20 protein-coding genes are annotated in these 25407 nt (G+C 55.7%); 9 read left to right on the plus strand and 11 right to left on the minus strand.

The genetic code is table 11. The features are described from left to right. Window positions 1–94: 94 nt before the first annotated feature. The 4 genes from ACQYWX_RS19195 to ACQYWX_RS19210 all read right to left on the minus strand — a co-directional run bounded on the left by ACQYWX_RS19195 (window position 95) and on the right by ACQYWX_RS19210 (window position 2700). Window positions 95–676, minus strand: coding sequence for a hypothetical protein (locus ACQYWX_RS19195; RefSeq protein ID WP_431685989.1), 582 nt, complete (start codon window positions 674–676; stop codon window positions 95–97). Between the two features lie 120 nt (window positions 677–796). Continuing rightward, on the minus strand, window positions 797–1561 hold the full coding sequence (locus tag ACQYWX_RS19200) for a hypothetical protein (RefSeq protein ID WP_431685990.1): 765 nt from the start codon (window positions 1559–1561) through the stop codon (window positions 797–799). Continuing rightward, window positions 1546–2121 carry an RNA polymerase sigma factor gene (locus tag ACQYWX_RS19205; RefSeq protein WP_216740317.1) on the minus strand — a complete coding sequence of 192 codons (576 nt, stop codon included), beginning with the start codon at window positions 2119–2121 and terminating at the stop codon, window positions 1546–1548. The genes ACQYWX_RS19200 and ACQYWX_RS19205 overlap by 16 nt, the downstream gene beginning before the upstream one ends. Window positions 2122–2259: 138 nt before the next feature. Then, window positions 2260–2700 carry a COG4315 family predicted lipoprotein gene (locus ACQYWX_RS19210; RefSeq protein WP_253938751.1) on the minus strand — a complete coding sequence of 147 codons (441 nt, stop codon included), beginning with the start codon at window positions 2698–2700 and terminating at the stop codon, window positions 2260–2262. Between the two features lie 183 nt (window positions 2701–2883). On the opposite strand from ACQYWX_RS19210, the gene ACQYWX_RS19215 reads away from it, so the two are divergent. Next, window positions 2884–3594, plus strand: a complete 711-nt coding sequence (locus tag ACQYWX_RS19215) for a hypothetical protein (protein ID WP_431685991.1) — start codon at window positions 2884–2886, stop codon at window positions 3592–3594. A 114-nt stretch (window positions 3595–3708) separates the two neighbouring features. Here the strand turns inward: ACQYWX_RS19215 and ACQYWX_RS19220 are convergent, their stop codons facing one another. The 3 genes from ACQYWX_RS19220 to ACQYWX_RS19230 form a co-directional block, all read right to left on the minus strand. Further along, entirely contained in the window at window positions 3709–5112 is a 1404-nt protein-coding gene (locus ACQYWX_RS19220) for a pectinacetylesterase family protein (protein WP_216740320.1), read from the minus strand. Between the two features lie 211 nt (window positions 5113–5323). Next, window positions 5324–5878, minus strand: a complete 555-nt coding sequence (locus ACQYWX_RS19225) for a hypothetical protein (protein WP_431685992.1) — start codon at window positions 5876–5878, stop codon at window positions 5324–5326. 15 nt (window positions 5879–5893) lie between these two features. After that, window positions 5894–6688 carry a substrate-binding periplasmic protein gene (locus tag ACQYWX_RS19230; protein ID WP_216740322.1) on the minus strand — a complete coding sequence of 265 codons (795 nt, stop codon included), beginning with the start codon at window positions 6686–6688 and terminating at the stop codon, window positions 5894–5896. A 179-nt stretch (window positions 6689–6867) separates the two neighbouring features. On the opposite strand from ACQYWX_RS19230, the gene ACQYWX_RS19235 reads away from it, so the two are divergent. After that, window positions 6868–11286 carry a DEAD/DEAH box helicase gene (locus ACQYWX_RS19235; protein ID WP_431685993.1) on the plus strand — a complete coding sequence of 1473 codons (4419 nt, stop codon included), beginning with the start codon at window positions 6868–6870 and terminating at the stop codon, window positions 11284–11286. 391 nt (window positions 11287–11677) lie between these two features. Here ACQYWX_RS19235 and ACQYWX_RS19240 read toward each other — a convergent pair whose 3' ends face one another. Beyond that, complete coding sequence (locus ACQYWX_RS19240) at window positions 11678–12769, minus strand: hypothetical protein (RefSeq protein ID WP_431685994.1); 1092 nt, start codon at window positions 12767–12769, stop codon at window positions 11678–11680. After that, on the minus strand, window positions 12744–14156 hold the full coding sequence (locus tag ACQYWX_RS19245; protein ID WP_216739459.1) for an MBOAT family O-acyltransferase: 1413 nt from the start codon (window positions 14154–14156) through the stop codon (window positions 12744–12746). The genes ACQYWX_RS19240 and ACQYWX_RS19245 overlap by 26 nt, the downstream gene beginning before the upstream one ends. 266 nt (window positions 14157–14422) lie before the next feature. On the opposite strand from ACQYWX_RS19245, the gene hutC reads away from it, so the two are divergent. From hutC to hutH, 5 genes are all read left to right on the plus strand, one after another. Beyond that, window positions 14423–15130, plus strand: coding sequence for a histidine utilization repressor (gene hutC / locus ACQYWX_RS19250; protein WP_216739458.1), 708 nt, complete (start codon window positions 14423–14425; stop codon window positions 15128–15130). Between the two features lie 446 nt (window positions 15131–15576). Then, window positions 15577–16788 (plus strand): imidazolonepropionase, encoded by a 1212-nt coding sequence (gene hutI, locus ACQYWX_RS19255; protein ID WP_431685995.1) that lies wholly within the window; start codon window positions 15577–15579, stop codon window positions 16786–16788. After that, window positions 16781–17740 (plus strand): formimidoylglutamase, encoded by a 960-nt coding sequence (gene hutG / locus ACQYWX_RS19260; protein ID WP_431685996.1) that lies wholly within the window; start codon window positions 16781–16783, stop codon window positions 17738–17740. Before hutI ends, hutG begins: the two co-directional genes overlap by 8 nt. Window positions 17741–17762: 22 nt before the next feature. Then, the gene (gene hutU / locus ACQYWX_RS19265; protein WP_216739455.1) at window positions 17763–19436 is read left to right on the plus strand and encodes a urocanate hydratase; all 1674 of its coding nucleotides are present in this window, start codon (window positions 17763–17765) and stop codon (window positions 19434–19436) included. Beyond that, window positions 19436–20989: a histidine ammonia-lyase gene (hutH, locus tag ACQYWX_RS19270; RefSeq protein ID WP_253938636.1), complete on the plus strand. Its 1554-nt coding sequence runs from the start codon at window positions 19436–19438 to the stop codon at window positions 20987–20989. The genes hutU and hutH overlap by 1 nt, the downstream gene beginning before the upstream one ends. 123 nt (window positions 20990–21112) lie before the next feature. On the opposite strand, the gene ACQYWX_RS19275 is transcribed toward hutH, so the two are convergent. Both ACQYWX_RS19275 and ACQYWX_RS19280 read right to left on the minus strand, forming a co-directional pair. After that, window positions 21113–21850, minus strand: coding sequence for a transporter substrate-binding domain-containing protein (locus ACQYWX_RS19275; protein WP_216739453.1), 738 nt, complete (start codon window positions 21848–21850; stop codon window positions 21113–21115). Between the two features lie 121 nt (window positions 21851–21971). Continuing rightward, window positions 21972–22334: a GFA family protein gene (locus ACQYWX_RS19280; protein WP_431685997.1), complete on the minus strand. Its 363-nt coding sequence runs from the start codon at window positions 22332–22334 to the stop codon at window positions 21972–21974. Between the two features lie 219 nt (window positions 22335–22553). Here ACQYWX_RS19280 and ACQYWX_RS19285 point away from each other — a divergent pair, with 219 nt between their 5' ends. Next, entirely contained in the window at window positions 22554–23345 is a 792-nt protein-coding gene (locus tag ACQYWX_RS19285; protein ID WP_431685998.1) for a substrate-binding periplasmic protein, read from the plus strand. 189 nt (window positions 23346–23534) lie between these two features. Then, window positions 23535–25385, plus strand: a complete 1851-nt coding sequence (locus ACQYWX_RS19290; RefSeq protein ID WP_431685999.1) for a trypsin-like peptidase domain-containing protein — start codon at window positions 23535–23537, stop codon at window positions 25383–25385. Window positions 25386–25407: the final 22 nt, after the last annotated feature.

The raw sequence follows: 25407 nt of genomic DNA on the forward strand, positions 1-25407 counted from the left end.
AACGGACATCCATCCAAGTGGAGTTTAGAGGGGGAATTTGAGGGGGAGATTGGGGAGTCACGAACCATGACTCCCGGGGAGATGTGCGGAATTATCAGCCCAGAATGGCGGTGTATTGCGCTAGCACGCCCAACACGACCACGCCCCAAATAGCGAGCCCCATAAGAATGAACAGAATATTCCAGGGACTGAAACGGCTGTTGCTCTCCCCGTCAGGATCTTGATTGGCGCGGTTTGCATAGGTTTGCGCCTCATACAGCGTGTAAAGAGGAATAACAGACGTCACGAGCAGCGCTATATCCCAGACGCCAAAAACGTCGCTCGCCGGTATACGGGCGGCAAGCTCGCCCCCTACCGTCATCAGCACATACAAGGTCGCCATCATGGCGTGAGCGCCCCAGGTTCCCAGGCCCTGTTCCTGATGACTGTTAGCGATATATTTGAAAAGAGAGTGCGTGAAGAAGATGCTGAATATGGAGCGCCATACCGGCGCGACTTTAAGACCTTCGTGAACCTGCAGCGCTTTCCAGTGTTTGTAAAACCAATAGAGACGGTATAAACCCAGCGTAGCGATGTATAAGACAATCAACTTGGTAGTCGAGGTGGTGAAGAAGGGAGTTGAAGATTCGCTGTGCGTATCCAGCTCAGCCTGCGGCGCCTGATACGGGTTTTCCATGGTACTGCCTCTGAATTTCGGAGATAAAAAAATGCGCGGCCTGATTATCATTAATCAGATTCCGCGCATTTTCTATCCATCTATCCCAGCTTGTCCAGCTTTACTCGGGACGCCAGCCTTTTAGCTCTTCCAGGCGTTCAGCTGGACGCAAGGACCTTCAAAGGTAACTGCGGCGACATCCAGCGTGGAAGGGTTGTCATTGATCAACAGACGGCTGCTGTTGGCGATGACTTTCCATTCCGCGGAGGTCAGGGTCCAGTTTTCTTTACCTGAGTCAATCTGCCCCAGATACACCAGACTGTGGTCATCCATCTTCTCCGCCCACAAATGCAGCGGGCCTGAAGGTTTGTCCTGGAAACGCTTGGACCATTGGGTCACCAACTGAGAGGTTCCCGGCTCCTCGCCTTTATAGGCGGAGATCACCAGCGCCACCTGACCGTTGCGACTCATTGGAGCCATGTAATCAGCCCCTCGTCCCGGCGCGCCGCCCATGACGTTCCAAAGCAACGCCACCGCGAACACCACTGACGCCGCCGTTCCCGCCATCGCGGAGAAACGCCACATGGCGAGATTTTCCCAGAAACTGGCCAGCCAACTGGTTTTGGCTACCTGCGCCTGCGTCCTGGCTGCTTGAGGTTTCACGGCCGGCGCCGTCGCGGCGTCTATCTTCGCCCACAGATCCGCAGGCGGTTGTTGCGCCGGCAGACTCTCCTGCATCGGCGTCATCAAGTCTGACCAGTAGGCCACCGCCGTATCCATTTCACGATAGTCGCGCATCAGGGTTTCCATGCGTCGACGAACTCGGGCGCTCATCGCCCCCGCCACATATTGACTCGCCAGATGGTCGCAAACTGTGGCGTTTTTATATCTCATGCTTCGAGACATTGTTTTAACTCCTGCAGTCCGCGTCTGATCCAGGCTTTGATCGTCCCTAACGGGCGCTCTAGCCGAGTTTCCAGTTCGCCGTGGCTGTATCCGTGGATATAAGACAATAAAATCGCTTTACGAGGCTCTTCATTCAGTTTTTCGAGGCACTGTCGCATGCCTTCCTGGTCCGCCAGCCCGCAGCCCTCGCCAGCCAGATCCGCCATCAACGGCTCAACATCATCCATGAGATCTTCACGCTTGCGCTGTCTGCTTTTCAGCTTGTCCAGCGCGGCGTTGCGGGTCAGCACGCAGAGCCAGCCCCAGGCGGACCCGGCTCCTGAATACTGGGACGCTTGCCGCCACAGCTTCATGTACACTTCCTGCAGCAAATCGGCGGCTTCGCCTTCATCCTGCAGTATGCGCATGGCGACGCCCATTAACCTGGCGCCGGTTAAATCATACAGACGCTTCAGCGCGGCTCGGTCCTGGTCCACGATGCGGCGCAACAGCGGCGCCAGCTCCACGGACCAATCTGTGTCGGTTGCAGTCTTCAACGACGGCTCCTGAATTGAGTTCACCTGATCGATTCCCCCGAAGGTTCCCAGGCATTATATCCAGGTAGCCGCCGCATACCAGTCGGACTTGGCGTTTGCGACGGATTTTCGTTTCGACGTTCCTCCAACGAGACGCCTGCCAGCACGCGCCAGCTCAGCCGATCAGTAGTAGCTGCTGCTGTAATTGCTTTGCTTATGGCTTTTCGCAGAGTCCATTTTCACTGTGAACCAGACGTTTTTGACGCCATGACCCGTTACGTCGCCAGGCGCGCGGTCGCCCACCCACAGGTACAGAGGCTTGCTCTCGTACGCCCACTGCTTGGAGCCGTCAGCGCGGGTAATGATGGTGAATTTACCGGTATCGTGGGCTGATGGACCCGCCATGAATGGAGGCCAGTTTTCCGCGCAACCGCCATTACAGTTGGAGACGCCGGCCGCATCTTTGGTGAACGTGTACAGCGTCATGCCCTGCTTGTTGGTCATGATGGAGCCGAGAGAGGTATCTCTGCTGGAAACCGGCTCGCCGCCATGATTTTGAGAGTTAGCGGCGCAAGCAGTCAGCATCATTGCAGCGGCCAGAACGGTAAAGCTTTTGAATTTCATATCAGGCATCTCCTCAATCAGTTTTTTGGGTTTTCGAATGTCTTCACTTATCAAGACGACGCCAGTGATCAATTTGGATGCACAAAAAGAAAAAATTTTATTAAACCCCGATTAGGGGGCTATATTTGTAAATGAGAAGATCTCTCACCATTGGATATTCAAATAAGAAAAAGGAGACTGATCATGACACCCAAAGCCTATTTCGGCATTGCCCTCATAACAGCCACACTGGGGCTCTCCACCTGGCTGCTGGGAGGCTCCTCCTCCCCGTCTCCATCCGACACCAACACGAGCACATCCCCCGAAGCCACCGTCGCCGTTAACGACGCCAACGCGTTTCTCCCCATCGGCATGCAAAACTTTTCCGCTCAGGCGCGCCCTTCCAGCCTTTCCAAGGACCAGGACAGTCTTTTAGAGGACCAGGCGCTGGAGCGTTATGCGGAATACCAGTCCTACTTCGATTACGGACGCGATTATCGCGAGCTGCTGCAACATGCGGAGCAGATGGACAGCGCCACCCGTCGGGAAAAATTCTCCCGCGCGGAACAAAACATCGACCGCCTGGAAAAAGAACACAAACTCTCTGCGGCGGAAGGATTGATCATGAAACTGGCGTTATTGAAAATCACTCCCAACGACCCGGAAGCCAAGGCCAAAGGCATAGAGCTGATTCAGCAGTACAAGCAGGCGGGAGAAGCGCGCATGCAGGAATTCAAGGACAACCCGGACCCGCGCTTCGCCGAGTACAAGAAACGCGAAGCGGAAATAGTGAAGGAAGTGCTGGCGATGACCCATTATCCCAATGGCCTTAGTCGCGACGATTATCTCGCCCAGCGTCTGAACGAAGAACTCAAGCAAGCCTACGCGCTGGACAGCAGTGGGGCGACGAACTGATCCTGATCGCAGGAAAGGCTCCGCCCTCCCCGTTTCGACCCCGTCTCTTCAAACAAAGAAAAGCCCCCGAATGGGGGCTTTATTGCAACGTATCAGCTCACCGGTCAGAGCGGTTTACAGCAACTGATCCAGCAACCAGTACAACAGGTTGAAACCTTTCTGATAATCGCTGACGGAGTCTTCTTCCGAAGCAGACATGACCGGGCCGGAGCCTTCCATCACATTATTCACGAAGTCGCCCAGCTCCAGACCGTCTTCCTGAATGTCCGCATTGTTGAACTCGATGATGCTGGTGCAGTGGCTTTCATTCACATCGCGGAAGCGTGGAATGTAGTAGCCCCAGTTATCATAGCCGTCCAGTGAGGTCATCAGGTGACTGGTGTCTTTGTACCAGCGCTGATGAATTCTCTGCTTACGCTTCTCTTCATCCGGCTCGTTATTGATGTCGTCATAGAAACGCTCATAGGAATAAGAAGAGTAATTGAGGTCATCCCAGAAGTGCGTATGCCCCATGCGATCGTTCGGATAGTGCTCGCCCAGTGCGGTGTACAGCGTGCCCAGATCGTTCAGGTCCAGTGACGGCAGTTCGTTGCGGAGGTAATACAAAGGTCCGTCGCCATCGCCGTCCAGCCCCCACACATTGCGGATGGTGTTCTGCAGTTTGAGGGACGGATACTCTTCTTCCGAACCAGTCACCGGCGCCGGGAAGATGGGACCGGAGTCATTGATCAGGTAGGCTTTGCCGGGGTCCATATCGCGACGCACCGGGTGATAGTTGGCGAATGAGCCCGCGCCGCCGGCGCTGCATCCGGTCATCAGCATTTGTCCGGGACGCTCCAGGTTGTTCTTCAGCCAGGCCACCACTGCGCGCGTGTTACGTACGCCGTTATGACGCCATACCAGCGGGTCATGTTCGCCGGTGGGGTCGTCGTAGATGGCGACCTTATCCCCGGTATAGATGTCCCCGGTGCAGTAGGGAATGTAAACCATGTTCCAGTTCTGGGTTTTGGTGCGGGTCCAGGGATGCAGACGGAACACGAAAGGGCTCACCAGACTGGCGGACGGATTCTGCAGGCTCATGTAGTCGTCGGGAATGCCGTTGGGATTGCGAGCGCCGCGAATGCCGGTCTGGCCGGTGCAGCTTTCATAGTCCCAGCAGGCGCCGCCGCCTTCCATATAAATTACCGTGTTGCTGGTGTGCGCCACGCGATTGACGAAGAATTTATAAGGCGAGCCGTTACCGCAAATTGCGCCGGTGTCAGGGTGTAATTGAATGGTCTGCCATTGCAGATAAGCGCCGGGATTGAAACCGTCGGCGACTTCGGAGGGGTTGGGCGTCAAGGGATACTGCGCTGCGTTTTGCTGCTCCTGCGTGACCGGGTTGTTCGCACCCCGGGGCCAGATCAGGTTGCCCAAGGTATCCCAGAATGAGTAGTCGCCCATTTCTGCGGATACGCCAACTGAACTGCCAAGAAGACCTAGAAATACCGCTGTTTTTATTTTTGTTCTGGATTGCATTGTCTTTTCCTCCATTAATTGGAAACGCAATTCAATCCAGTCTCTCCTACCGGCTTCGCTCCTGTTTTTAAAAGAAAAAAGTATTGTCGCCGACCTTGGCTCGCCGGTAATGCAGGGACCGCTAACTGGATAGCTGAAAGGCTAGTCGGGGATCAAGGGTTACGCAAATTTAATTTAACGACGTTTACCTGTTTTGGGCGTTGGGAACGCCCTATCTGGCGGGTTGGGGGCCGCCTACAGCAAGGGCGCAGGCCAGCGTTATCGCCTGCCAAACGGGGAAAATCGCCGCGCTTTCCCAAAAGCCATGCCAGACGGCGCCTTTGGCGACCTCCGGCAGGCTGTTGATCAGCACGAAGTCCACCACGCCGCCCGCCGCGCCAGCCAGAGTGAATGACGCCAAAAAGACCAACCAGGCGCGTATGCGCCAGGCGAGGATAACGCCGGCGGCGGTGACGCAAGCGCCCACCGCGCCCATCAGCGCCAGTGACACGACCTCCCAGGATGAGATGAAGAACAGAAAGCATAAACGCCACCCCAGAATCGCGGCGGCGATAACGATCAGCAGGCGCAGCACCTTGCGCTCGGCGTTCCAGCCCCGCCGCCAGGCGCCGAGACAGATGGCGGCGCCGAACACGCCGCCGGGCATCCAGTAGTTCACCCACAGGGCGTCGCTCCAGTCCGCCAGCTCCAGCAACACGCCGATGCCGGCGATCAACAAACCGGAAGCGAGCCCCATAAGCGCGCCGACACTGAGATCTTTGTTCATGCGGGACGTCCGTTCCTACTTGATGTAGCGATCAATAATATTCTGATAAACGGATTGGCCGTTGGGTTCCATCTCCGTTTTCAGTTCGTCCAGCGCATTCTGGAAGCGCTCGATAATCCAGTCCGGCGTATCGATATTAAAGGCGTAGTAGTTATCGCCGGCGGAGCCAAAGTCATACACCGGCGCATACTCAGAAGGATTGAAACCGTTCTGTTTGATGATCCAGTAGGCGGCGATATCGCCATAGGCCCACATGTCCACCCGATCCGCCTCCAGCATTTTCGCCGCCAGTTCCGGGTAAGGCACCGGCTCACGCTTTTCGGGAGGCACGCCGTATTCATCCAGTACGATTTCAGCGATGTCTTCACGTACGGAGGCGATGTGAAATTGCTTCACCTCTTCCGATGAGCGGACTTTCAAATTACGCTCTTTTTTGGCCAGCAACACAATCGGCGACGCCGCCACTGGTCCCACCCATTTGAAAAGATCCTCCCGCGGACCGCGCCGGGTCATGACAAATAAAACCGTATTGGGGGTTTTCAGGGTCAGCCGGTAGCTGCGCGCCCAGGGATGCACCTGGATATCCTCGCGCGTCTTTTTTGAACCGAGCTTTTTCAGGATCAGCTCCAGCAAATCAACGGAAAACCCTTTGAGCTTGTCGTCCTGAACGTAATTAAAGGGGGGATAGTCCTCGGTCATAAACGTCAGTTTTTCAATCGCTTCATCAGCCCGACACAAGGATGCGCCCAACAACAACGCAACCAGCGCCACGGCAGGACAAGAGAGGACAGGACAGGAATACCATCGCATGCTTTATAGCCTCCACACCAAAACGGTTTCCTCGTCCCACAGAAACCAGACACAGGCGTTATACCTTCAATTCTTTACGCGAAGTGCGGAACCGTCAAACTTTCGCCGAATTCATATATGATTCAGATTACTTTTATCGGCAAGCATTATTTACGACCACAAGGCGACAACGGTTTCTTATGTCCCAGGCGCTGGCTTTATTTCATCCAACTATCGCGGAATGGTTCGCCGCCAATTTAGGCGCGCCTACGGATATTCAAACCAAAGCCTGGCCGCGCATTGCTTCCGGCGAGCATTGCCTGATCACGGCCCCCACCGGCAGCGGCAAAACCCTCACCGCCTTTCTCTGGGCCCTCAACCGCTTCGCCACTGGCGAGCTGCAACCGGGGCGTACGCGAATCCTCTATATTTCGCCACTTAAAGCGCTGAATAACGATATCCGCAATAACCTCAGCCGCCCGCTGGCGGAGCTGACAGCCTGCTTTGAGCGCAAAGGCGAGCCCTTCCCGGCTATCCGCGCGCAGACCCGCAGCGGCGACACCCCCTCAGGCGAGCGCCGCCAGATGCTACGGCAACCGCCGGAGATTCTCATCACCACGCCGGAAAGCCTCAACCTACTGCTGAGTTCGCAAAGCGGCCTCAGCCTGCTGCAGGACCTGGATACGGTCATCATTGATGAAGCGCACTCCCTGCTTGGCGTCAAACGGGGCGCTTACCTGATCTCCGCCGTGGAGCGTCTGGTGGATCTGTCCGGTGAGTTTCAGCGCATCGCCCTGTCCGCCACTATCAACCCCATCTCCGTCGCCGCAGACTTTATCGCCGGCTACGAACTGGATGTCGCGCAGCCGGACTACGCGCGCCACCCGCTATACCGCAAGCGCCCGATCACGCTGGTGGAGTCCAACGCCGCCAAGCATTACCGGCTCAGCGTCAATTATCCGGCCGCCATCGCCCATCGCGGGGCGGATAAACACCTCTGGGACGCCCTGGCGGAAACCCTGCTGACGCGAATTCAGGCCAACCGCGCCACGCTGATCTTCACCAATAATCGCGCCCTGTGTGAAAAGCTCACTTACAAGATCAACCAGGCGGCGGACGCCATGGTGGCCTACGCGCACCACGGCTCGCTGTCGCGGGAGATTCGCACCGAGGTGGAGCAACGCCTCAAGGGAGGCGAACTGGCCGCTATCGTCGCCACCAGCTCTCTGGAGATGGGCATTGATATCGGCGCGCTGGACGAAGTCGTACTGGTGCAGACCGCCGGTTCAGTGGCGGCGGCGATCCAGCGCGTGGGTCGGGCCGGACATAATGTCGGCGACGTCAGCGTCGGTTCTCTGTTTCCCACGCATCCGCAGGACTTTCTGGAGTCCGCCGTCCTGGCCAAAGCCATTATGGAAAGAGATCTGGAGCCGGTGCGCCCATTGCAATGCCCTCTGGATGTACTGGCGCAGATAATTATCTCCATGACCGGCGTCGCCACCTGGGACCTGGATGAGCTGTACGCCCATTTGCGCATGTCCAGCGTTTACCACCCTTTACCCCGCCGTCAATTTGATCTGGTGATTGACATGCTGGCGGGGCGTTACGCGGAGAGTCGCATCCGCGAACTGCAGGCGCGGGTCTCCGTGGACCGTCTGGACAATACGGTCACTGCGCGACCGGGCGCGTTGCTCTCTCTGTATCAGTCCGGGGGCGTGATACCGGATCGAGGTTATTTTCATCTGCGTCATCAGGACAGCAGCGCCCGCATCGGCGAGCTGGACGAAGAGTTTGTCTGGGAGGCGAAAATCGGACAAAGCTTCACTCTCGGCGCACAATTCTGGCAAATCCAGAAAATCACCCACAACGACGTATTCGTGCTTCCCGCCAAAGCGGGCGCCACTACGCCGCCGTTTTGGAAAGCCGAGTCCATCAGTCGTAATTTCCACTTCTCCGAACAAATTGGCCTGTTCCTGAAATATCTGGACGCCAACCTGGACGCCGATGATCTGGTCGCCACCTTGCAGTCGCAATATTGCATGACTGCGGAAGCGGCGGACCCTCTGCTGGATTTCCTGCGTCGCCAACGCGCCCACACAGGACGCCCCCTGCCGCATCGTCACCATCTATTGGTGGAGATCGTCGACTCAATACTGGGACACAGCCAGGGCCGTCAGATGGTGCTGCATACCGGCTGGGGCGCGGAAGTGAACCGCCCCTGGGGCATGGCTTTGGAAGCCGCCTGGCTGGAATCCTTCGGCGAGCAGCCGGTGGTGTACGTCAGTAACGAGTGCATCGTCCTGCAAATGCCAGAGGAGATTCCTGTCGAAACCATTCTCTCTCTGGTCTCCCCGGAGCGGATAGAGGCTCTGTTACGCGCCCGTCTGGAAGGCTCCGGCTTTTTCGGCGCACGTTTCCGGGAATGCGCAGGCCGCGCGTTGCTGCTCAACAGAGGTAAGTTCAACGAGCGCCGGCCTTTGTGGATGAGTCGCTTACAGTCGCAGAAATTGCTGAACTCCGTGCTCAAGTACGAGGACTTTCCCATTCTGCTGGAAACCTGGCGCACCTGTCTGCAGGACGAATTCGATCTTCTCGCGTTAAAACAACTGCTGGAGGAGCTGCAAACCGGACAGGTGCAATGGTCCGTCGCCAACACCCGGACGCCCAGCCCCATGGCGCAGAATATCGCCTGGGAGCAGGTCAACCTGTACATGTACAAGGACGACACGCCCACCTCGGACAAGTCCTCCAATCTCAGCGAGGACCTGTTGCGAGAGCTTCTGTACAACGATGAACTGCGTCCCACTGTAAACGCAGAGCTGTGTCAGCGTTTTGTACAAAAACGCCAGCGTCTGACGCCAGGATATGCGCCGGACAGCGCGCGAGACCTGTTGGACTGGATCAAGGAACGCGGCGCTATTCCGGATTCTGAATGGCGCGCATTACTCGCCCGTATTGAGTCAGAGTCCGGCAAGGAGGCGCTGCAAGACATGCTGACGGCGACGGAGGCCAAACGTATTCGTCTGACGCATCGCGACGCCCAGATTATGGTAGCGCGGGAAAACCAGGACTCCTTCGCACAGGCGTTCTATCCGGAAACCGACGGGGATGCGGAATCCGATGCGCTCTTCGATACGCTGTTGGGCGAGTGGCTGCGCTTTTACGGCCCGGTATCCTCCTCGGAGATAAGCCACTGGCTTGGCGTCGATCCACAACGTTTGCAACGGGCTCTCGACGATCTGGTGGAAGCGCGCGCAATCGTGGCCGGCCCGCTGATCGAAGGGGATACCGAGCTGCGTTATTGCGACCGGGAGAACTTCGAAATCCTCCTGCATATGGCGCGCAAAGAGGCCGCGCCGGAATTCGCCCCTCTCCCCCTGGAGCAGCTTCCCCTGTTCTTGCATTGCTGGCAGACTCAGGCGTGCGAGCGTGACGACGATCCCCATGAGCGACTCTTCGATATTATGCAACGCCTGCAGGGAACGCCCGCCCCTGCTCCGCTCTGGGAGAGTGAAATACTCCCCGCGCGACTGCCGGACTATAACCCGGCCTTGCTGGATCATCTGTTTCAGGAATCCGACCTGGAGTGGCTTGGCGTAGAGGAAGGCAAAACCCTATTCTGCTTCAATGCGGATCTGGATCTGCTTGACGCCCCCTCAGCTCTAAACGAAGCAAGCGCCGACGAACTGCAAACCCTGTTTCCAGACGCCGACAGCCGTTACGACTTCCAGGCCCTCTCCGGGAAAAGCGGATGGGACAACAGAGCGCTGACGGAATGCTTATGGGACTGGGTATGGAAGCAACGCATCAACAATGACACCTTCGCCGCGTTGCGCAGAGGGGTAGAAAACAAATTCACTATTCCCGACTTGCCCGCTCAGAGTTCCGGCAGGCCTCCTTCGCGCCGACGCGCCATGCGCCACTCCTTCGCCCAGTCAAAACAGGCGGCGAACAGCCCCGGAACCTGGCGGCAAGTGCGCTGGCCTCTGCGGCAGGAAGACCCGATAACGGAACAGGAACGCGGCAAAGACCGCGCACGCCTGCTGCTAAGTCGCTACGGCGTAGTGTTTCGCGAACTGCTACAAAGAGAGCTGCCGGAAATGCGCTGGAGCGCAGTGTTTCGCTCCCTGCGCCTGATGGAGCTTTCCAGAGAGATTATTGGCGGCTACTTTTTCAAAGATATCCCCGGCCCACAGTTCATTACCCCCATCGCGCTGCAAATGCTGCAGACCAGTCTGCCGCAGACGCAGATCTACTGGTTCAACGCCACCGATCCCATGTCGCTTTGCGGGCTGGGCCTGCCGGGCCTGCAACAACAACTGCCGAAACGTTTGGACTCCATCCATATGGCGTTTAAGGGGCCGGAGCTGATCATGACGTCTCGCCGCAATGGCAAACAGCTGGATATCACGATTGCCCCAGACCATCCAGATATAGAGGCCTGTCTGGCGCCTTTATGCAACCTGCTGTATCGACCCCATCAGCCGCTCAAAAACATCAACCTGGAAACCATTAACGGCGAGAAAGCCACGGACAGTCCCTACCTCGTTCCTCTGAGCCGGTTGTTCGACGTGCAGAAGGGATACAAGGACGTCGCGCTCAACCGCAAACTGCTGTGACGCCCGCCATCCAGCGGGCGTCCGGGACGTCAACCCAATGCGATACCGCTTACCGCAAACATAATCGCGACCAGATAAAACAGAAATACCTTCAGATTTGCTGGAACAACCGGAAAGGGATGCGTCGGGAGGTGTTTGATTATCATTGCTTCACTCCTCTGTTTATTGTCGGCGTTCTAGCCACGCCTGCAGGGTGAACGGATGAAGCAACTCGCAAAAAGCCGGCCGCGGTATCCTGCAGGGACTCCTCTGGCTAATCAGAGTTCCCTCTGGCGAGCACAACACAGGCACTACGATGGATACAGCGGACACAGACGGCGTCTGACAGGAGGCAACCACTCGATCCAACGCCCGGCTCAGGTTAAAGAATAGACGGGCTTCACAAATTGGTCTACTCGATCTGAAATCCTTTACCAGTTAGAGCTTCCAAGAGCGCTTGAGTAAATGGTTTCTTGTCTCTCATATCTAAATGTGAGCCGTCAGGGAGAGAAAAACGCGCCATCTCAGGGTAATCTCTAAAATGCACAGCACTGAAACGAGTTTCAATATTCGCATCCCAGAATTCCGACTTCGGCCATACATGATCTTCAAACACCCAAATCAGCTTATCTGTTGGGAAGCGAACCAGATAAACTTTACCTCCTCGCCCCTCAATCCTCTCAATATAAGAAGCTAATCTCTTAACTCCACTTTCAAACTTCCCAATATCCGCTTTATTCTTTTTTTCCAGACTATCAAGGCAATACTTACTAAATGCTTCAAAATTATCAACACCGGCTGGAAAAGGCAGATTATATCGCCTTAGAACACGCCCAATATATACTTCAGACTGATTCAATAAAGCATAATCAGCATCTCTACTTCTATCCGGATTGGTAGTTAAATATACCTTTGATACTGCATCTTTCGAAGGACTCCATTTACCCATCATATCGACAGGGCTAACTCCCATAAACCTGCTGGACAATCTGGACTTGAGTTGAAGTTCGACCATTTGATCAAAGTATTTATAAGGTTCCAGTCCTTTATTTTTGTATCGATGATAAGCTTTCACCCATTCTGTCGACCTCTGATTCTCCTCTGATGGAGCTACATGACTCTCTACTACGGAGACAATCACATCACCAGTGAAACTCTCATCTTCACTAAGATCCTCCAGCAACGGCATAAAAGAAGTGCCGTCGATGGCCAGCTGAACGACGGGCCTGGCCAGTTTTTCTCTCAAGTAGGCCGTGTCAACGCCCAACTGAATTCGTGAGCTGCCCAATAGCGCTATCGGCCGCTCAGAGCTGTCATGGAGACGGTCTCTCTGCTCAATCCAGAATTCCACAGAGTCATCTTGGGTGGGTTGAAATCCAGAGTATCGCAAGCCAATTTCAAATACAGATATCGCAGCAGCAGCCACGAATAACGCGCATAACCAAGTTATACCCCAACGCCCTGTTGGCAGGCGATCATTAGAACTGGAAGTAGATAAACGCACGGGTATCACCACTCGCAAATAGAAACAGACTAACTAAACATACACTTAAAAAGGCAGCCCGCATGAACGGATTCAGCTTCGTGAACAAGGCCTCGATGCTACGCTCACGCAACGCGAAGTGTGTAAAAAACAGAACTAGAGCGCCAACGAATGCATACATCATCTTAAGCCCGTCAACCTTCCCGGTTGCGTCAGCATTGCCAAACAAGTTCCGTATGACCTGAATGCATTCCTCCATACTTTGACTACGGAAAAATATCCATGTGACCGAGACAAGGATAAAGGTGAAAAAGGCCAATAAAAGTTTTTGCCCTGTTGTTCTTTCCGAACCGTCAGAGGATGAAGAACGCTGAATAAAACGTGCGATTGTGAGATAAAGCCCGTGGAGCCCGCCCCATATTACGAACATCCAGGAGGCTCCATGCCACAGGCCTCCGATAAGCATTGTAAACATAAGATTCACATATGTTCGCGCGGCGCCGACTCGATTCCCTCCCATAGACACGTATACATAATCTCTGAGCCATGTGGAGAGACTAATATGCCATCGCCTCCAGAAGTCCTGAACGCCGACCGCACCGTATGGAGATTTGAAGTTATCCGGCAATATGAAACCAAAACACAACGCTACCCCTATCGCGGTGGTCGAGTAGCCAGAAAAGTCACAGAATATCTGGCCCGAAAATGCAAAGACAGCAACCCATGTTTCGAGTTGCCCGTATATTTCAGGCCTTTGGTAGATGGTGTCGACAATCGGAGCAAAAAGGCTATCAGCCAATACTACTTTTTGGAACACGCCAAAAATGACTAAACATAACCCCCAGCCCAATTGATCAGCAGAAGCCTTCTTCGGCTCTTCGCATTGTGGTAAAAAATCATTAGCTCTGACAATCGGACCAGCTACTAACTGGGGAAAAAACGAGACATACAGCGCGTAGTCGCTAAATGACGTAGCTGGCTTAATTTTTCCCCGATAAACATCAATAGAGTATGAAATTGTTTGGAATGTATAAAACGATATGCCCATCGGCAGTAATATATCGAATGATGACGCCTGGATAAGTCCGCCACTGAGAAAAGAAAGGTTCTCAGAGAGAAAATTCCAATATTTGAAAAAGCCTAGTAAGCCGAGATTAATTAAAAGCGTCGCCCAAACGTATACTTGCTTCTTCTTTTTCGATTCTGCGCGAAAGATACCTTTCGCAACATACCAGTCACAAACCGTTGAAAAAAGTAACAAGAAGACAAAGCTCGGATTCCATGCCGAGTAGAATAAGTAGCTGGCTGCAAGCAATATTAACTTTTGCAGACGCCAGTTATTACATGAGCTGTATATAATCCATACAGCAGCAAAGAAAATAAAGAATAGGTAAGTATTAAACGGCATACGTTATCAGTCCAATTGAAAGGCCGCCCCATTATACATAGGCCTCATCTCAAGTACATATTTTCTTGTTTTTTATACACTTAGAACTAATCTTCTCCCATCAAACAAAACAAGTTATCCTTTATTCCGGTATTGGCAGGCACACCAGAGCCGCCAATGTTTCGCCTCATCCATTACAACTTCCTGATTCGCCGCTAAAATGCCTATACAATATGCGCCCGAATCATTGACGGCTTTCGTCAGGCAATCGCAAGGACAATTTATCCGTGTCATCCAAACCCCGGTTTCAGCAGGTTAAGGACTTTATCGTCAGCGGCATCGAGAGCCAGCGCTATACGGTCGGCGGCCGCATTCCCACGGAAATGCAGTTGGCGCAGCAGTTTCAAGTCAGCCGCATGACGGTGCACAAGGCGATACGGGATCTGGTGAATGAAGGGCGTCTGGTGAGATATCAGGGGCAAGGCACTTTCGTCAACGACGCCAAGCCCACCTCTTCTTTTCAGGATATCCGCAATATCGCGGAAGAAATCAAAGCCCGGGGACATGACTACAGCGCCCGCATCGTCAAGCAGGAGCAATTGCGCGCCTCTTCCAATGTGGCTGTGCAGCTGGGCATCAAAACCGGCGTAGCGGTGTTTCACACCTTAATCGTCCATCAGGAAGACGGCGTGCCGGTGCAATTGGAAGATCGCTACATCAATCCTTTGCTGGCGCCGGAGTATCTGGACCAGGATTTTTCCGTCGTCACTCCCAATCAATACCTTACCTCCGTTTATCCGGTTTCCGATGTGGAGCATATTATTGAAGCGGTGCTGGCGGACCCGGACCAGTGCGAGCTGCTGGAGATCAATATCAATGAACCCTGCCTGCGCATCTATCGTCGCACCTGGAGCCGTCAGCAATTAGTCAGCAGCGCCCACCTGACTTATCCTGGCAGCCGCTATCGCCTGCAGTCCGACAGCCACTTTTCATAAGCGTCGTCCCCTCTCCATAGCGATCATCAAATCAGTTTGTCTTGTAGCGATTGACAGCCGCAGGCTCGCCTTTCGCGCGCGCGGACTCTTGCGGTTTCCTTATCTTCCCCCCTGTTTCCAACCATCCTGCCTATAGATCAAGTAGTTAACGAACTGAAAATTTGTATATACATTTAAATTTTCTAATCTCTCAACATCCCGCTACATGGGGCTGTGCGGATACAGAATTCGCTATATTCGTATCAGTACGCCAAATTCAAAAAATGTCTTAAACCCTCTATTTTTATAGTTATTACGACATGAAAGCATAGTCTCCAGGCTACGCCTAACCGGTTTCGGTGTTCGTTATGAAAAGAATTTTTTCTCACCTCCCCTCTTGCGCAAAACGCATTTTTTGTCTTTAAATGTATATACATTTATAAAAACACTGCGGAGAGCGAGATTTTATGGATTGGTGGATCAACGCCAGGATCGCCACCCTTGATCCTGACGCCCAACACGCTTACGGACTGCTGGAAAACCATGCACTCGGCGTGGCGCACGGCAATATAGAAGCCATCGTCCCCATGTCTGAATGGGATGGCGGCGCGTCCGATAACATCACTGACGCCAATGGTCGCCTGATCACCCCCGGCCTGGTGGATTGTCATACCCATCTGGTTTACGGCGGCGACCGCGCCGCTGAATTCGAAATGCGCTTGCAAGGTGTTTCCTACGCAGACATCGCCAAACAGGGCGGCGGCATTATCTCTACCGTGCGCGCCACCCGCGCCGCCACCGAGAAAGAGCTGTTGCAGCAATCTGAGAAGCGCTTGCTGGCCCTGCTGCGGGAAGGCGTGACCACAGTGGAGATCAAATCCGGCTATGGTCTGGATCTGGAATCGGAGCTGAAGATGTTGCACGTGGCGCGACGTCTGGGGCAACGCTATCCGGTCAACATCCGCACCACCTTGCTGGCGGCTCATGCCTTGCCTCCCGAATACGCCGGTCGCTCCGACGACTATATATCCTGGATCTGCGAAGAAGCCCTGCCCATGGCTCATGAGCAAAAGCTCGCTGACGCCGTGGACGTGTTCTGCGAATCCATCGCGTTCACCCCGGAGCAATGCCGCCGGGTATTCGAAGCCGCGCAAAAACTGGGCCTGCCGGTAAAAGGCCATATGGAGCAACTGACTCTGAGCGGCGGCAGCCAGCTCGCCGCGGAATTCAACGCACTGTCCGTCGACCATGTGGAATATCTTGACGAAGCGGGCGTGCAGGCTATCGCGGCTTCCGGCACGGTGGCGACGCTGCTGCCCGGCGCCTTCTATTTCCTGAGGGAAACCCAGCGCCCCCCCATGGATCTGTTGCGCAAGCACAAGGTCGCCATGGCTCTGGCCACAGACCTTAATCCCGGTTCCTGCCCTCTGGCGTCAATGCGTCTGATGATGAACATGGGTTGCACCTTCTTTGGCATGACCCCGGAAGAAACCCTCGCCGGCGTCACCCGCCACGGCGCTAAGGCCCTAGGCATGCAGGACCGCATCGGCCATTTGGCGCCGGGCATGGCGGCGGATTTCATTGTCTGGGATTGCCAGCACCCCGCCCAGTTGAGCTACGAATTCGGCGTCACCGGTCCGCATCAACGCGTTTTTCATGGAGAAATTCACAATGTCTGAGGCAAAAGTCTGGTCAGGTCGCATCGACAGCGCCGACGGCCCCACCGCTGTACGCTGGCACCAGCAAGTTCGCGCGCCGCAGGAGGACAGTCCTGCGGGCGTGTCGTTGATCGGCTATCCCTGCGATCTCGGCGTCTATATCAACAAAGGTCGCGTGGGCGCGGCGAACGGCCCTGACGAAATCATCAAGGCTCTGGCGAACCTGCCCTGGCGCCTTTCCCGCCCGGTTTATGACTGCGGCAACATTCAATGGGAAGGCGAACTGGAAGACGCCCAGGCAGCGCTGGCCAACAAGGTATTCAAACAGCTGCAGGCAGGACACAACCCCATCGTATTGGGCGGCGGCCATGACGTCGCCTGGGGCAGCTTTCAGGGCCTGCGCCGACACCTGGATCAGGCGGCGCCGGACAAAGTGCTCGGCATCCTTAATCTGGACGCTCACTTTGATCTGCGCAGCGACAGCGAAGGGGCCAGCTCCGGCACCCCTTTCCAGCAGATCGCCAAATACTGCAAGAACACCGGCAAGCCTTTTCACTATGCTGTATTCGGCATCAGTGAATACGCCAATACCCAGGCCTTATTCGATCGCGCCGACAAACTTGGCGTCACTTATCTGAAAGACACCCATTGCGGCTTTACCCAATTGGGCCCCATGTTGCGCGCGCTGGACGCCTTCATGAGCAAAATTGATTGTCTCTATCTCACTATCGACCTGGATGTGCTGCCGGCGGCCACCGCTCCCGGCGTCAGCGCCCCGGCGGCTTGCGGCGTTCCATTGGAAATCGTCGAAGCCATGCTGGACGCTATTCAGCGTAAAGGCCTGCCAGTGCTGATGGCGGACATCGCCGAATATAACCCCACTTACGATATCGACAGCAGAACCGCCCGCGTCGCCGCACGACTCGCCGCGCGCCTGGCCGGGCTGCTGGGAAAACCAACAACAAAAGCGTAGAAGTAACTCACAGGAGAAACCGATGAAAGATCCTCGCCATGACGACCAGAGAGAGATCCGCGCGCCACGCGGCTCTGAGCTGAACGCCAAGTCCTGGTTGACCGAAGCGCCGCTGCGCATGCTGATGAACAATCTGGACCCGGAAGTCGCCGAGCACCCTAAATCCCTGGTGGTGTATGGCGGCATCGGCCGCGCCGCACGCGATTGGGAATGCTTCGACAAAATCGTGGAAGTGCTGAAGCGCCTGGAAGATGACGAGACGCTGTTGGTGCAATCCGGCAAACCGGTAGGCGTATTCAAGACTCACGCCGACGCGCCCCGCGTTCTGATCGCCAACTCCAACCTGGTGCCCCACTGGGCCAACTGGGAACACTTCAACGAGCTGGATAAGAAAGGCCTGATGATGTACGGCCAGATGACCGCCGGCTCCTGGATCTACATCGGTTCTCAGGGCATTGTGCAGGGCACTTACGAGACTTTCGTTTCCGTCGCCAAGCAACATTTCAACGGTGAAGCCCACGGCAGATGGATTCTGACCGGCGGTCTGGGCGGCATGGGCGGCGCTCAGCCCCTGGCGGCGACGATGGCCGGCTTCTGCATGCTGGCGGTGGATTGCGATCCCAGCCGCATCGAGTTCCGTCTGCGCACGCGCTACCTGGATAAGCAGGCGAAAGACCTGGACGACGCTCTGGCGATGATCGAAGACGCCAAGAAGACCGGCGAAGCCATCTCTATCGGTCTATTGGGCAACGCAGCGGACGTATACGCGGAGCTGGTCAAGCGCGGCGTTACTCCTGACGTGGTCACCGACCAGACTTCCGCTCACGACCCGCTGAACGGCTACCTGCCGCAAGGCTGGAGCATGGAGCACGCAGCGGAAATGCGTCTGAAAGACCCCGCTGCCGTGGTCAAAGCGGCCAAGCAATCCATGGCGGTGCAGGTGCAAGCCATGCTGGCGTTACAGGAAGCTGGCGCAGCGACCCTGGACTACGGCAACAACATCCGTCAGATGGCGCTGGAAGAAGGCGTGAAGAACGCATTCGACTTCCCCGGTTTCGTGCCCGCCTACATTCGTCCCCTGTTCTGCGAAGGCGTAGGCCCCTTCCGCTGGGCGGCGCTGTCCGGCGACCCAGAGGACATTTACAAAACGGACGCCAAGGTCAAAGAACTGATTCCCGACAACCCGCACCTGCACAACTGGCTGGATATGGCGCGTGAACGCATCAGCTTCCAGGGGCTGCCGGCGCGTATCTGCTGGGTGGGACTGAAAGACCGCGCCCGTCTGGGTCTGGCCTTCAATGAAATGGTGCGTAACGGCGAACTGAAAGCCCCTGTGGTTATCGGCCGCGACCACCTGGATTCTGGCTCCGTCGCCAGCCCCAACCGGGAGACTGAAAGCATGATGGACGGTTCCGACGCGGTTTCCGACTGGCCGTTGCTGAACGCCATGCTGAATGTCGCCGGCGGCGCCACCTGGGTGTCCCTGCACCACGGCGGCGGCGTAGGAATGGGCTTCAGCCAGCATTCCGGCGTGGTGATCGTCTGTGACGGCACCGAAGCGGCGGATCAGCGTATCGCCCGCGTGCTGCGCAACGACCCCGGCACCGGCGTAATGCGCCATGCCGACGCAGGTTACGACATCGCTCGTAATTGCGCCAAAGAGAACGGCCTCGACTTGCCGATGTTGAAAGACTAATGCGTAGCGGAGTACATAACGTGAACGAGCTGTTAATTAATCCCGGTCAACTTACCCTGGCGGATCTGCGCAAAGTCAGCCGCGGCCCGGTGAAACTGTCACTGAGCGAAGACGCCTACCGCGTCATGGATAAATCCCACGAAGCCGTCGCCCGCGTCATGCGCGAAGGTCGCGTGGTCTATGGCGTCAACACCGGGTTTGGCCTGCTGGCCAACACCCGTATCGCCGAAGATCAACTGGAAGTGCTGCAGCGCTCCATCGTGCTGTCTCACGCAGCAGGCACCGGCGACTTCATGGACGACGCCACCGTGCGTCTGATGATGACGCTGAAAATCAATGCGCTGGCGCGGGGCTACTCCGGCATTCGCAGTCTGGTGGTGGACGCGCTGATCAAGCTGGTTAACGCTGAAGTTTACCCGATCGTGCCCAAGAAAGGCTCCGTAGGCGCTTCCGGCGACCTGGCTCCTCTGGCGCATATGAGCTGCGTCCTGCTGGGTGAAGGTCAGGCCAGACACGACGGCAAAATCGTCGACGCCATGACCGCTCTCGACATCGCCGGCCTGCAGCCTGTCACTCTGGCGCCGAAAGAAGGCCTTGCGCTGCTCAACGGCACGCAAGCCTCCACGGCGTTCACCCTGGAAGGCTTGTTCTTCGCTGAAGATCTGTTCGCGGCGGCCACTGTGACCGGCGCCATGAGCGTAGAGGCCGCCCTGGGCAGCCGCACGCCTTTCGACCCTCGTATTCATGACGCACGCGGCCAGAAAGGCCAGATCGACGCGGCTGTCATGTATCGCCACCTGCTGGCGGACACCAGTGAGATCGCGCAGAGCCACAGCAACTGCGGCAAGGTGCAGGACCCCTACTCTCTGCGCTGTCAGCCTCAGGTCATGGGCGCCTGTTTGACCCAGATCCGCAACGCGGCGGAAGTGCTGCAGGCGGAAGCCAATGCGGTATCCGATAACCCGCTGGTATTCGCAGACGAAGACGACATTCTGTCCGGCGGCAACTTCCACGCGGAGCCGGTCGCCATGGCGGCGGACAACCTGGCGCTGGCGCTGGCGGAAATCGGCTCTCTGTCCGAACGCCGCATGGCGCTGTTGATCGATCCGAACATGTCCAAGCTGCCTCCTTTCCTGGTGGACAACGGCGGCGTGAACTCTGGTTTCATGATCGCCCAGGTGACCAGCGCCGCGCTGGCCAGCGAGAACAAATGTCTGTCTCACCCTTCCAGCGTGGACAGCCTGCCGACATCCGCCAACCAGGAAGACCACGTGTCCATGGCGACTTACGCCGGCCGTCGTCTGACCGACATGGCGGACAACACCCGCGGCATTCTCGCCATCGAGATTCTGGCCGCCACTCAGGGCATGGATTTCCGCAGCCCGTTGAAGTCCTCCGCATTGGTGGAGAAAGCGCGCAAGTCAGTGCGTCAGGTGGTGCCGTTCTACGATCACGACCGCTACTTCGGCCCAGACATCGAACAAGCCAAGCAACTGCTGGCCTCCGCTGTCTTCAACGAGTGGCTGCCGCAAGGCATGATGGTCAGCTTCTAACCTGCCGTTAGAACGACCCCAAGAAAAAGCCGGACGCTGTTAAACGTCCGGCTTTTTACTTTAGGGCGCTCCGTCCTGAAATAGGTTGGCGCCTGTTTCAGGACTAGACAGGGTCCGCGATCGCTACTTCATGCCATATTTCTTCAAAATCTGATCGAAAGTCCCATCCGCCTTCATCGCCGCCATGCCCTTATTCAAGGCGTTAATAATTTCTTCATGCTTGGCGTTGGCGAGGCCGCAGGTGACGTGCAACGTATTGGCGTTCAACGCATTCTGGGTAAATTCAATTTGATCGATCAACCCTGGTTCTTCTTTGGCGATCTGCGAGCGCGCCACCAGCTCATCTTCCAAGGTAAGATCCACCCTGCCAGACACCACTTTCTTCACGTTTGGTAAAAAGTCCGCGGTTTCCGGCCGCTTGAAATTAGTGGCGTTGAGGAACTCATCTCCGTATCCGTAGCCTCTGACAATCCCCACGGACTTGCCGGTCAGGCTGTCCATTCCGTTGTATTCAAATGGATCTCCCTTGCGCTTGATGAATTTAATCTCATTGGTTAGATAAGGCTCGCTGTACGCAAGGAACTCCGTTCGCTCTTTCGTCCACCAGGTGCCGATAAGCACGTCGTATTTGGCGTTTTTGACGCCGTCAATGGCTCGCGCCCAGGGCATGATATTCATTTCCAGAGTGAACCCGGAACGGGAAAAAGCCTCTCGAGCCAGAGACACGGCGACGCCGCCATCCGGATCGTTAGGATCAATGAAAGGAGGCCAGGGGTCGCCGGCGGCGGTGACGGTTTCCGCTCGGACGGAAACCGCAAGGAATAACGCAAGGAAGGTCAAAATGGCGGATTTAAACTTCATCGAAGAAACCCTCAATTGATTAACGGAAAATCTATGCGTCCGTTCAATCAAATTATGGTTGAAGGCGCCGGATTTGCCAGACAATCGGGGGTATTCAGGTCTCTACGTCAGTAAAAATTTGTCATTCCTCAATAAATTTCCACGTATCCGCGCCGTCAAACTTTTTGATTGGCGTGTTCGCAATCCATTTCGGCTCCAACATACGGCAATTTATCGTTATCCGCTTTTCCTCCCAGTTTTCCGTGGAAGTATGGTGCGTCACGCAACCGCAACGCGGGCAATGCTGAAAGTCGATATACTCATCCCCCCAGCGATAGGGTTTCGGCGCCTCCTCCGTCCACACCACATTCACCTCTTCAGGAGCAAAACGTCCCCACAACGCCCCAAGGCGATGACAAATCGAACAATTACAACTCACCAACGCCTCTGGCGCCCGAGGCATTTCTACATTGATATTGCCGCAATGGCAGGAAGCTTTAAGCATATTGAGGTCCTTTTCGGTTGGCGGTTGGCGTTCTGCGCAATAAAGCGCAAGCAAATCATCATACAGATTTGGTTGGGCGAAAATAGACGAAATAAATTCGGCTTGATGGCTGCCTGGAAGTAAATAACGCCCAATCTAACGTCTATACTTGTATAGGCTCACAAGTAACTACTGCGGTAAAGGTTTCAACCTATCACCGCGCAGGTCGAGGTAGGCTATATGAAATGGTTTCTGGTCGCTTTTTGCTGCTGGCTTGCGCCATGGTGTCAGGCCAGGACTCTGTTGGTGGGCATGGAGGAAGCCAATAATTCGCCCTTCGAGTATATCGACGAAACGGCGCATCTTACCGGTTTTCACGTTGAGATCATGCGTGCGGTGGCGGCGCGACTGGGTTGGGATATCGAGTTTCGCCGGCATCCGTGGAAAAGGGCCATGAAAGAACTGGAGGAAGGCGGCGTGCATGCGGTGACCTTCGTCGCCATTTCTCCGGAAAGACAGAAGTTCGCCGACTTTTTGCCGGATAACCTGCTGCATGTCTCCCGCACCACCATTTACATCAGACGCGATCGCAGTGACGAGATTCGCTATGACCCGCCGCTGGAGCAGTTTGTCTGGCGCTGGCGCACGGCGGCGGCCAGCGGCTATTACATGAGCGATCAGGTGATAGATCTGATTCGCAGAAAAGCGCCTATAGAACAGCCGACCGTTAATCAGTCACAGCTTTTCATCATGCTGATCAGTAACCGATTCGACGCCATTTTCGGCGCCACCAGCGCCATAGAAAGGGCCCGCGCGGAAATCGCCGGGCTGGATGAACAAGTGCAGCGTTTGGACGGAGCCTTATTTCCCGGCAAGCGCATGTACGCGGCGTTCTCGCGCAAGGCGCCGGACGGTATGGCGGAAGAGTTCGCCGAAGCCTATCGCTTATATCGCATGGACAAAGCATATGAAGAACTGAAAAAGCGCTTTGGCATGGAAGAGCTCGCTCCCAGCCCCACGGAATTTCAATAATTCAGGGTCTGCCAGACATGGACGTCGTCATGCATACAAAACGCCTTACCAAATCCCGATACCTTCAGTTTTGCGGATGCAAAACAACGTCAAATCCATGTGCGCACGACCCAATACACTGCTCCGCGCGACCTATAATGGCGCATGCAATGGCGCATGCCGATAATCATCCCCCCTATAAGGTGATCCATGTCCTATACCCGAGTCTTCGCCACGACGTTCCGCTTGCTTGCAGCCAGCCTCATCGCACCGGCGCTGCTCACCGCCTGTTCGAATGAAGACGCGCCAGCGCAGCCCGAAAAAGGGACGCACATCGTCATCGTGGAGCCCAAAGGTCAAGACAAGCAAGCTGTCGATACGCACATCATCCGCTCGATTCAGGAAGCGCGGGAAGCCGCGGTCTCCATCAGTGTGGGGGCCAGCGTAGGCTCGGGATTTTTTATCAATAAAGACTGTCTGATTGTGACCAACCGGCATGTGGTGGAGTTTGATAACCCCGCGCTGCAGGAAGTTTCCGCAGCCATCGACAAAGTGGATAGAAAAACCCAGGAAGCCCGCGAACGCATCGCAACCTGGGAAAAGCAATATCCCAGATATAAAGGATCGGCCCAGCAAAGCACGGATCAGGACAGACTGCGCAGCATGGAAAAGTATCGCCAGGAGCTGCAGCAAGCTTACGATAAGCTGTCTTCCGAACAGCGAAACGCCAGCGTCCAGGTCAAAACGCTGGATGGCCGCACTTTCGCCGCGCACACCGTCGTTAAGAGCGAAGACACCGACCTGGCCTTTCTGGTGGGCGCCGTCAAAGAGTGCCGATACTTCGACGCGGCGGTGAAAACCGATCCGGCAGTAGGGCAACCCACATACACCGTCGGCTCGCCCGCTGGACTGGAGTTTACCGTCACATCCGGCATTCTCTCCGGCATCAGGGACTTTGAAGGCGTCACTCTGCTGCAAACGGACGCCGCCATCAACCCAGGCAACAGCGGCGGCCCGCTACTGGACGCCAACGCCAAAGTCATTGGCGTGAATACTTTACGGCTGAGCGGCATGGAAGGCATCGGCATGGCGATTCCTATCGCTACGGTCAAAGACCAGATCAGTCGCAATCTGTTATTGGCGAGCGGCGCGCCATCGCAACCCGCGACGACGACCGCCGGCGCCAAGTTCGACTACGACAGTTACCGCGAAAATGCCTTGCGCAATGCGCAACCCGTCGCCGTGGACATCAGCCAGTTGAGCGACGCCTGTGAGCAGGATTACGCCAATTCAAAGTATGCGGCGGCCATGACCTCCTGTAAGACCTCCTCCTCTCATGGGCACCAACAAGGGCATTTTTACATGGGTAAAATGCTGCTTGATGGGCTGGCGGGACAGCAGGACTATTACCTGGCGGCGGACTACATGAAGAAGGCGGCGGAAGCCGGGAACATGGAAGCGCAAATGTTGCTGGGGCAAATGTATCAATATGGCGTGGGCATTAGCCCCAACAGTGCGTCAGCGCTGAAGTGGCTGACGGAAGCCGCCAACCAGAACAGCAGGGAAGCGCTGAACTCGCTGGGTTTGATTTATAAGGAAGGGAAAATCGTCTATCGCTCCTATGAGCAGGCCGCCAACTATTTCGAGAAAGCCATCGCCGCCGGCAGCACCAATGCTCTGCATAATCTGGGCGTAATGTACATACAGGGACAGGGGCTCGCCAAAAACGAAAGCAAGGGATTTGAACACTTTCTCAAGGCCGCCCAACGGGGTAATCCGGTCTCGCAGTTGAGCGTCGCTTTTTGCTACTACAAAAAACTGGGCGTCAACAAAGACTATGTGGAGGCCTACGCCTGGTTGACCGCCGCCGAACTCAACAAGAAAGGCAAAACCATCTCAGACTGGGACCCGCAACGGGCCTCTGAAATGAAGCAGTTCCTGAAAGGCATCATGAACAGCAAACAACTCGCCCAGGCGACGGCCATGTCCAACGATTACGTTAAACGCTACAGCAATGTGTCGACGGAGACGTCATTAGCCGCCAAAGCCGGCAAGCTCTAAGCGCCGGGTCGCGGACATAGCG

The organism is Hahella sp. NBU794 (assembly GCF_050749805.1).
In the GTDB taxonomy this organism is placed as follows: Bacteria; Pseudomonadota; Gammaproteobacteria; order Pseudomonadales; family Oleiphilaceae; genus Hahella.

What these genes read in the sequence shown, in the direction of transcription:
- hutI (WP_431685995.1), top strand. Translation starts at nt 15,577, where the DNA reads ATGGATTGGTGGATCAACGCCAGGATCGCCACCCTTGATCCTGACGCC.
- ACQYWX_RS19210 (WP_253938751.1), bottom strand. Translation starts at nt 2,700, where the DNA reads ATGAAATTCAAAAGCTTTACCGTTCTGGCCGCTGCAATGATGCTGACT.
- hutH (WP_253938636.1), top strand. Translation starts at nt 19,436, where the DNA reads ATGCGTAGCGGAGTACATAACGTGAACGAGCTGTTAATTAATCCCGGT.
- ACQYWX_RS19280 (WP_431685997.1), bottom strand. Translation starts at nt 22,334, where the DNA reads ATGCTTAAAGCTTCCTGCCATTGCGGCAATATCAATGTAGAAATGCCT.
- ACQYWX_RS19245 (WP_216739459.1), bottom strand. Translation starts at nt 14,156, where the DNA reads ATGCCGTTTAATACTTACCTATTCTTTATTTTCTTTGCTGCTGTATGG.
- ACQYWX_RS19200 (WP_431685990.1), bottom strand. Translation starts at nt 1,561, where the DNA reads ATGTCTCGAAGCATGAGATATAAAAACGCCACAGTTTGCGACCATCTG.
- ACQYWX_RS19290 (WP_431685999.1), top strand. Translation starts at nt 23,535, where the DNA reads ATGTCCTATACCCGAGTCTTCGCCACGACGTTCCGCTTGCTTGCAGCC.
- ACQYWX_RS19225 (WP_431685992.1), bottom strand. Translation starts at nt 5,878, where the DNA reads ATGAACAAAGATCTCAGTGTCGGCGCGCTTATGGGGCTCGCTTCCGGT.
- ACQYWX_RS19235 (WP_431685993.1), top strand. Translation starts at nt 6,868, where the DNA reads ATGTCCCAGGCGCTGGCTTTATTTCATCCAACTATCGCGGAATGGTTC.
- hutU (WP_216739455.1), top strand. Translation starts at nt 17,763, where the DNA reads ATGAAAGATCCTCGCCATGACGACCAGAGAGAGATCCGCGCGCCACGC.
- ACQYWX_RS19215 (WP_431685991.1), top strand. Translation starts at nt 2,884, where the DNA reads ATGACACCCAAAGCCTATTTCGGCATTGCCCTCATAACAGCCACACTG.
- ACQYWX_RS19220 (WP_216740320.1), bottom strand. Translation starts at nt 5,112, where the DNA reads ATGCAATCCAGAACAAAAATAAAAACAGCGGTATTTCTAGGTCTTCTT.
- ACQYWX_RS19285 (WP_431685998.1), top strand. Translation starts at nt 22,554, where the DNA reads ATGAAATGGTTTCTGGTCGCTTTTTGCTGCTGGCTTGCGCCATGGTGT.
- hutG (WP_431685996.1), top strand. Translation starts at nt 16,781, where the DNA reads ATGTCTGAGGCAAAAGTCTGGTCAGGTCGCATCGACAGCGCCGACGGC.
- ACQYWX_RS19230 (WP_216740322.1), bottom strand. Translation starts at nt 6,688, where the DNA reads ATGCGATGGTATTCCTGTCCTGTCCTCTCTTGTCCTGCCGTGGCGCTG.
- ACQYWX_RS19195 (WP_431685989.1), bottom strand. Translation starts at nt 676, where the DNA reads ATGGAAAACCCGTATCAGGCGCCGCAGGCTGAGCTGGATACGCACAGC.
- ACQYWX_RS19275 (WP_216739453.1), bottom strand. Translation starts at nt 21,850, where the DNA reads ATGAAGTTTAAATCCGCCATTTTGACCTTCCTTGCGTTATTCCTTGCG.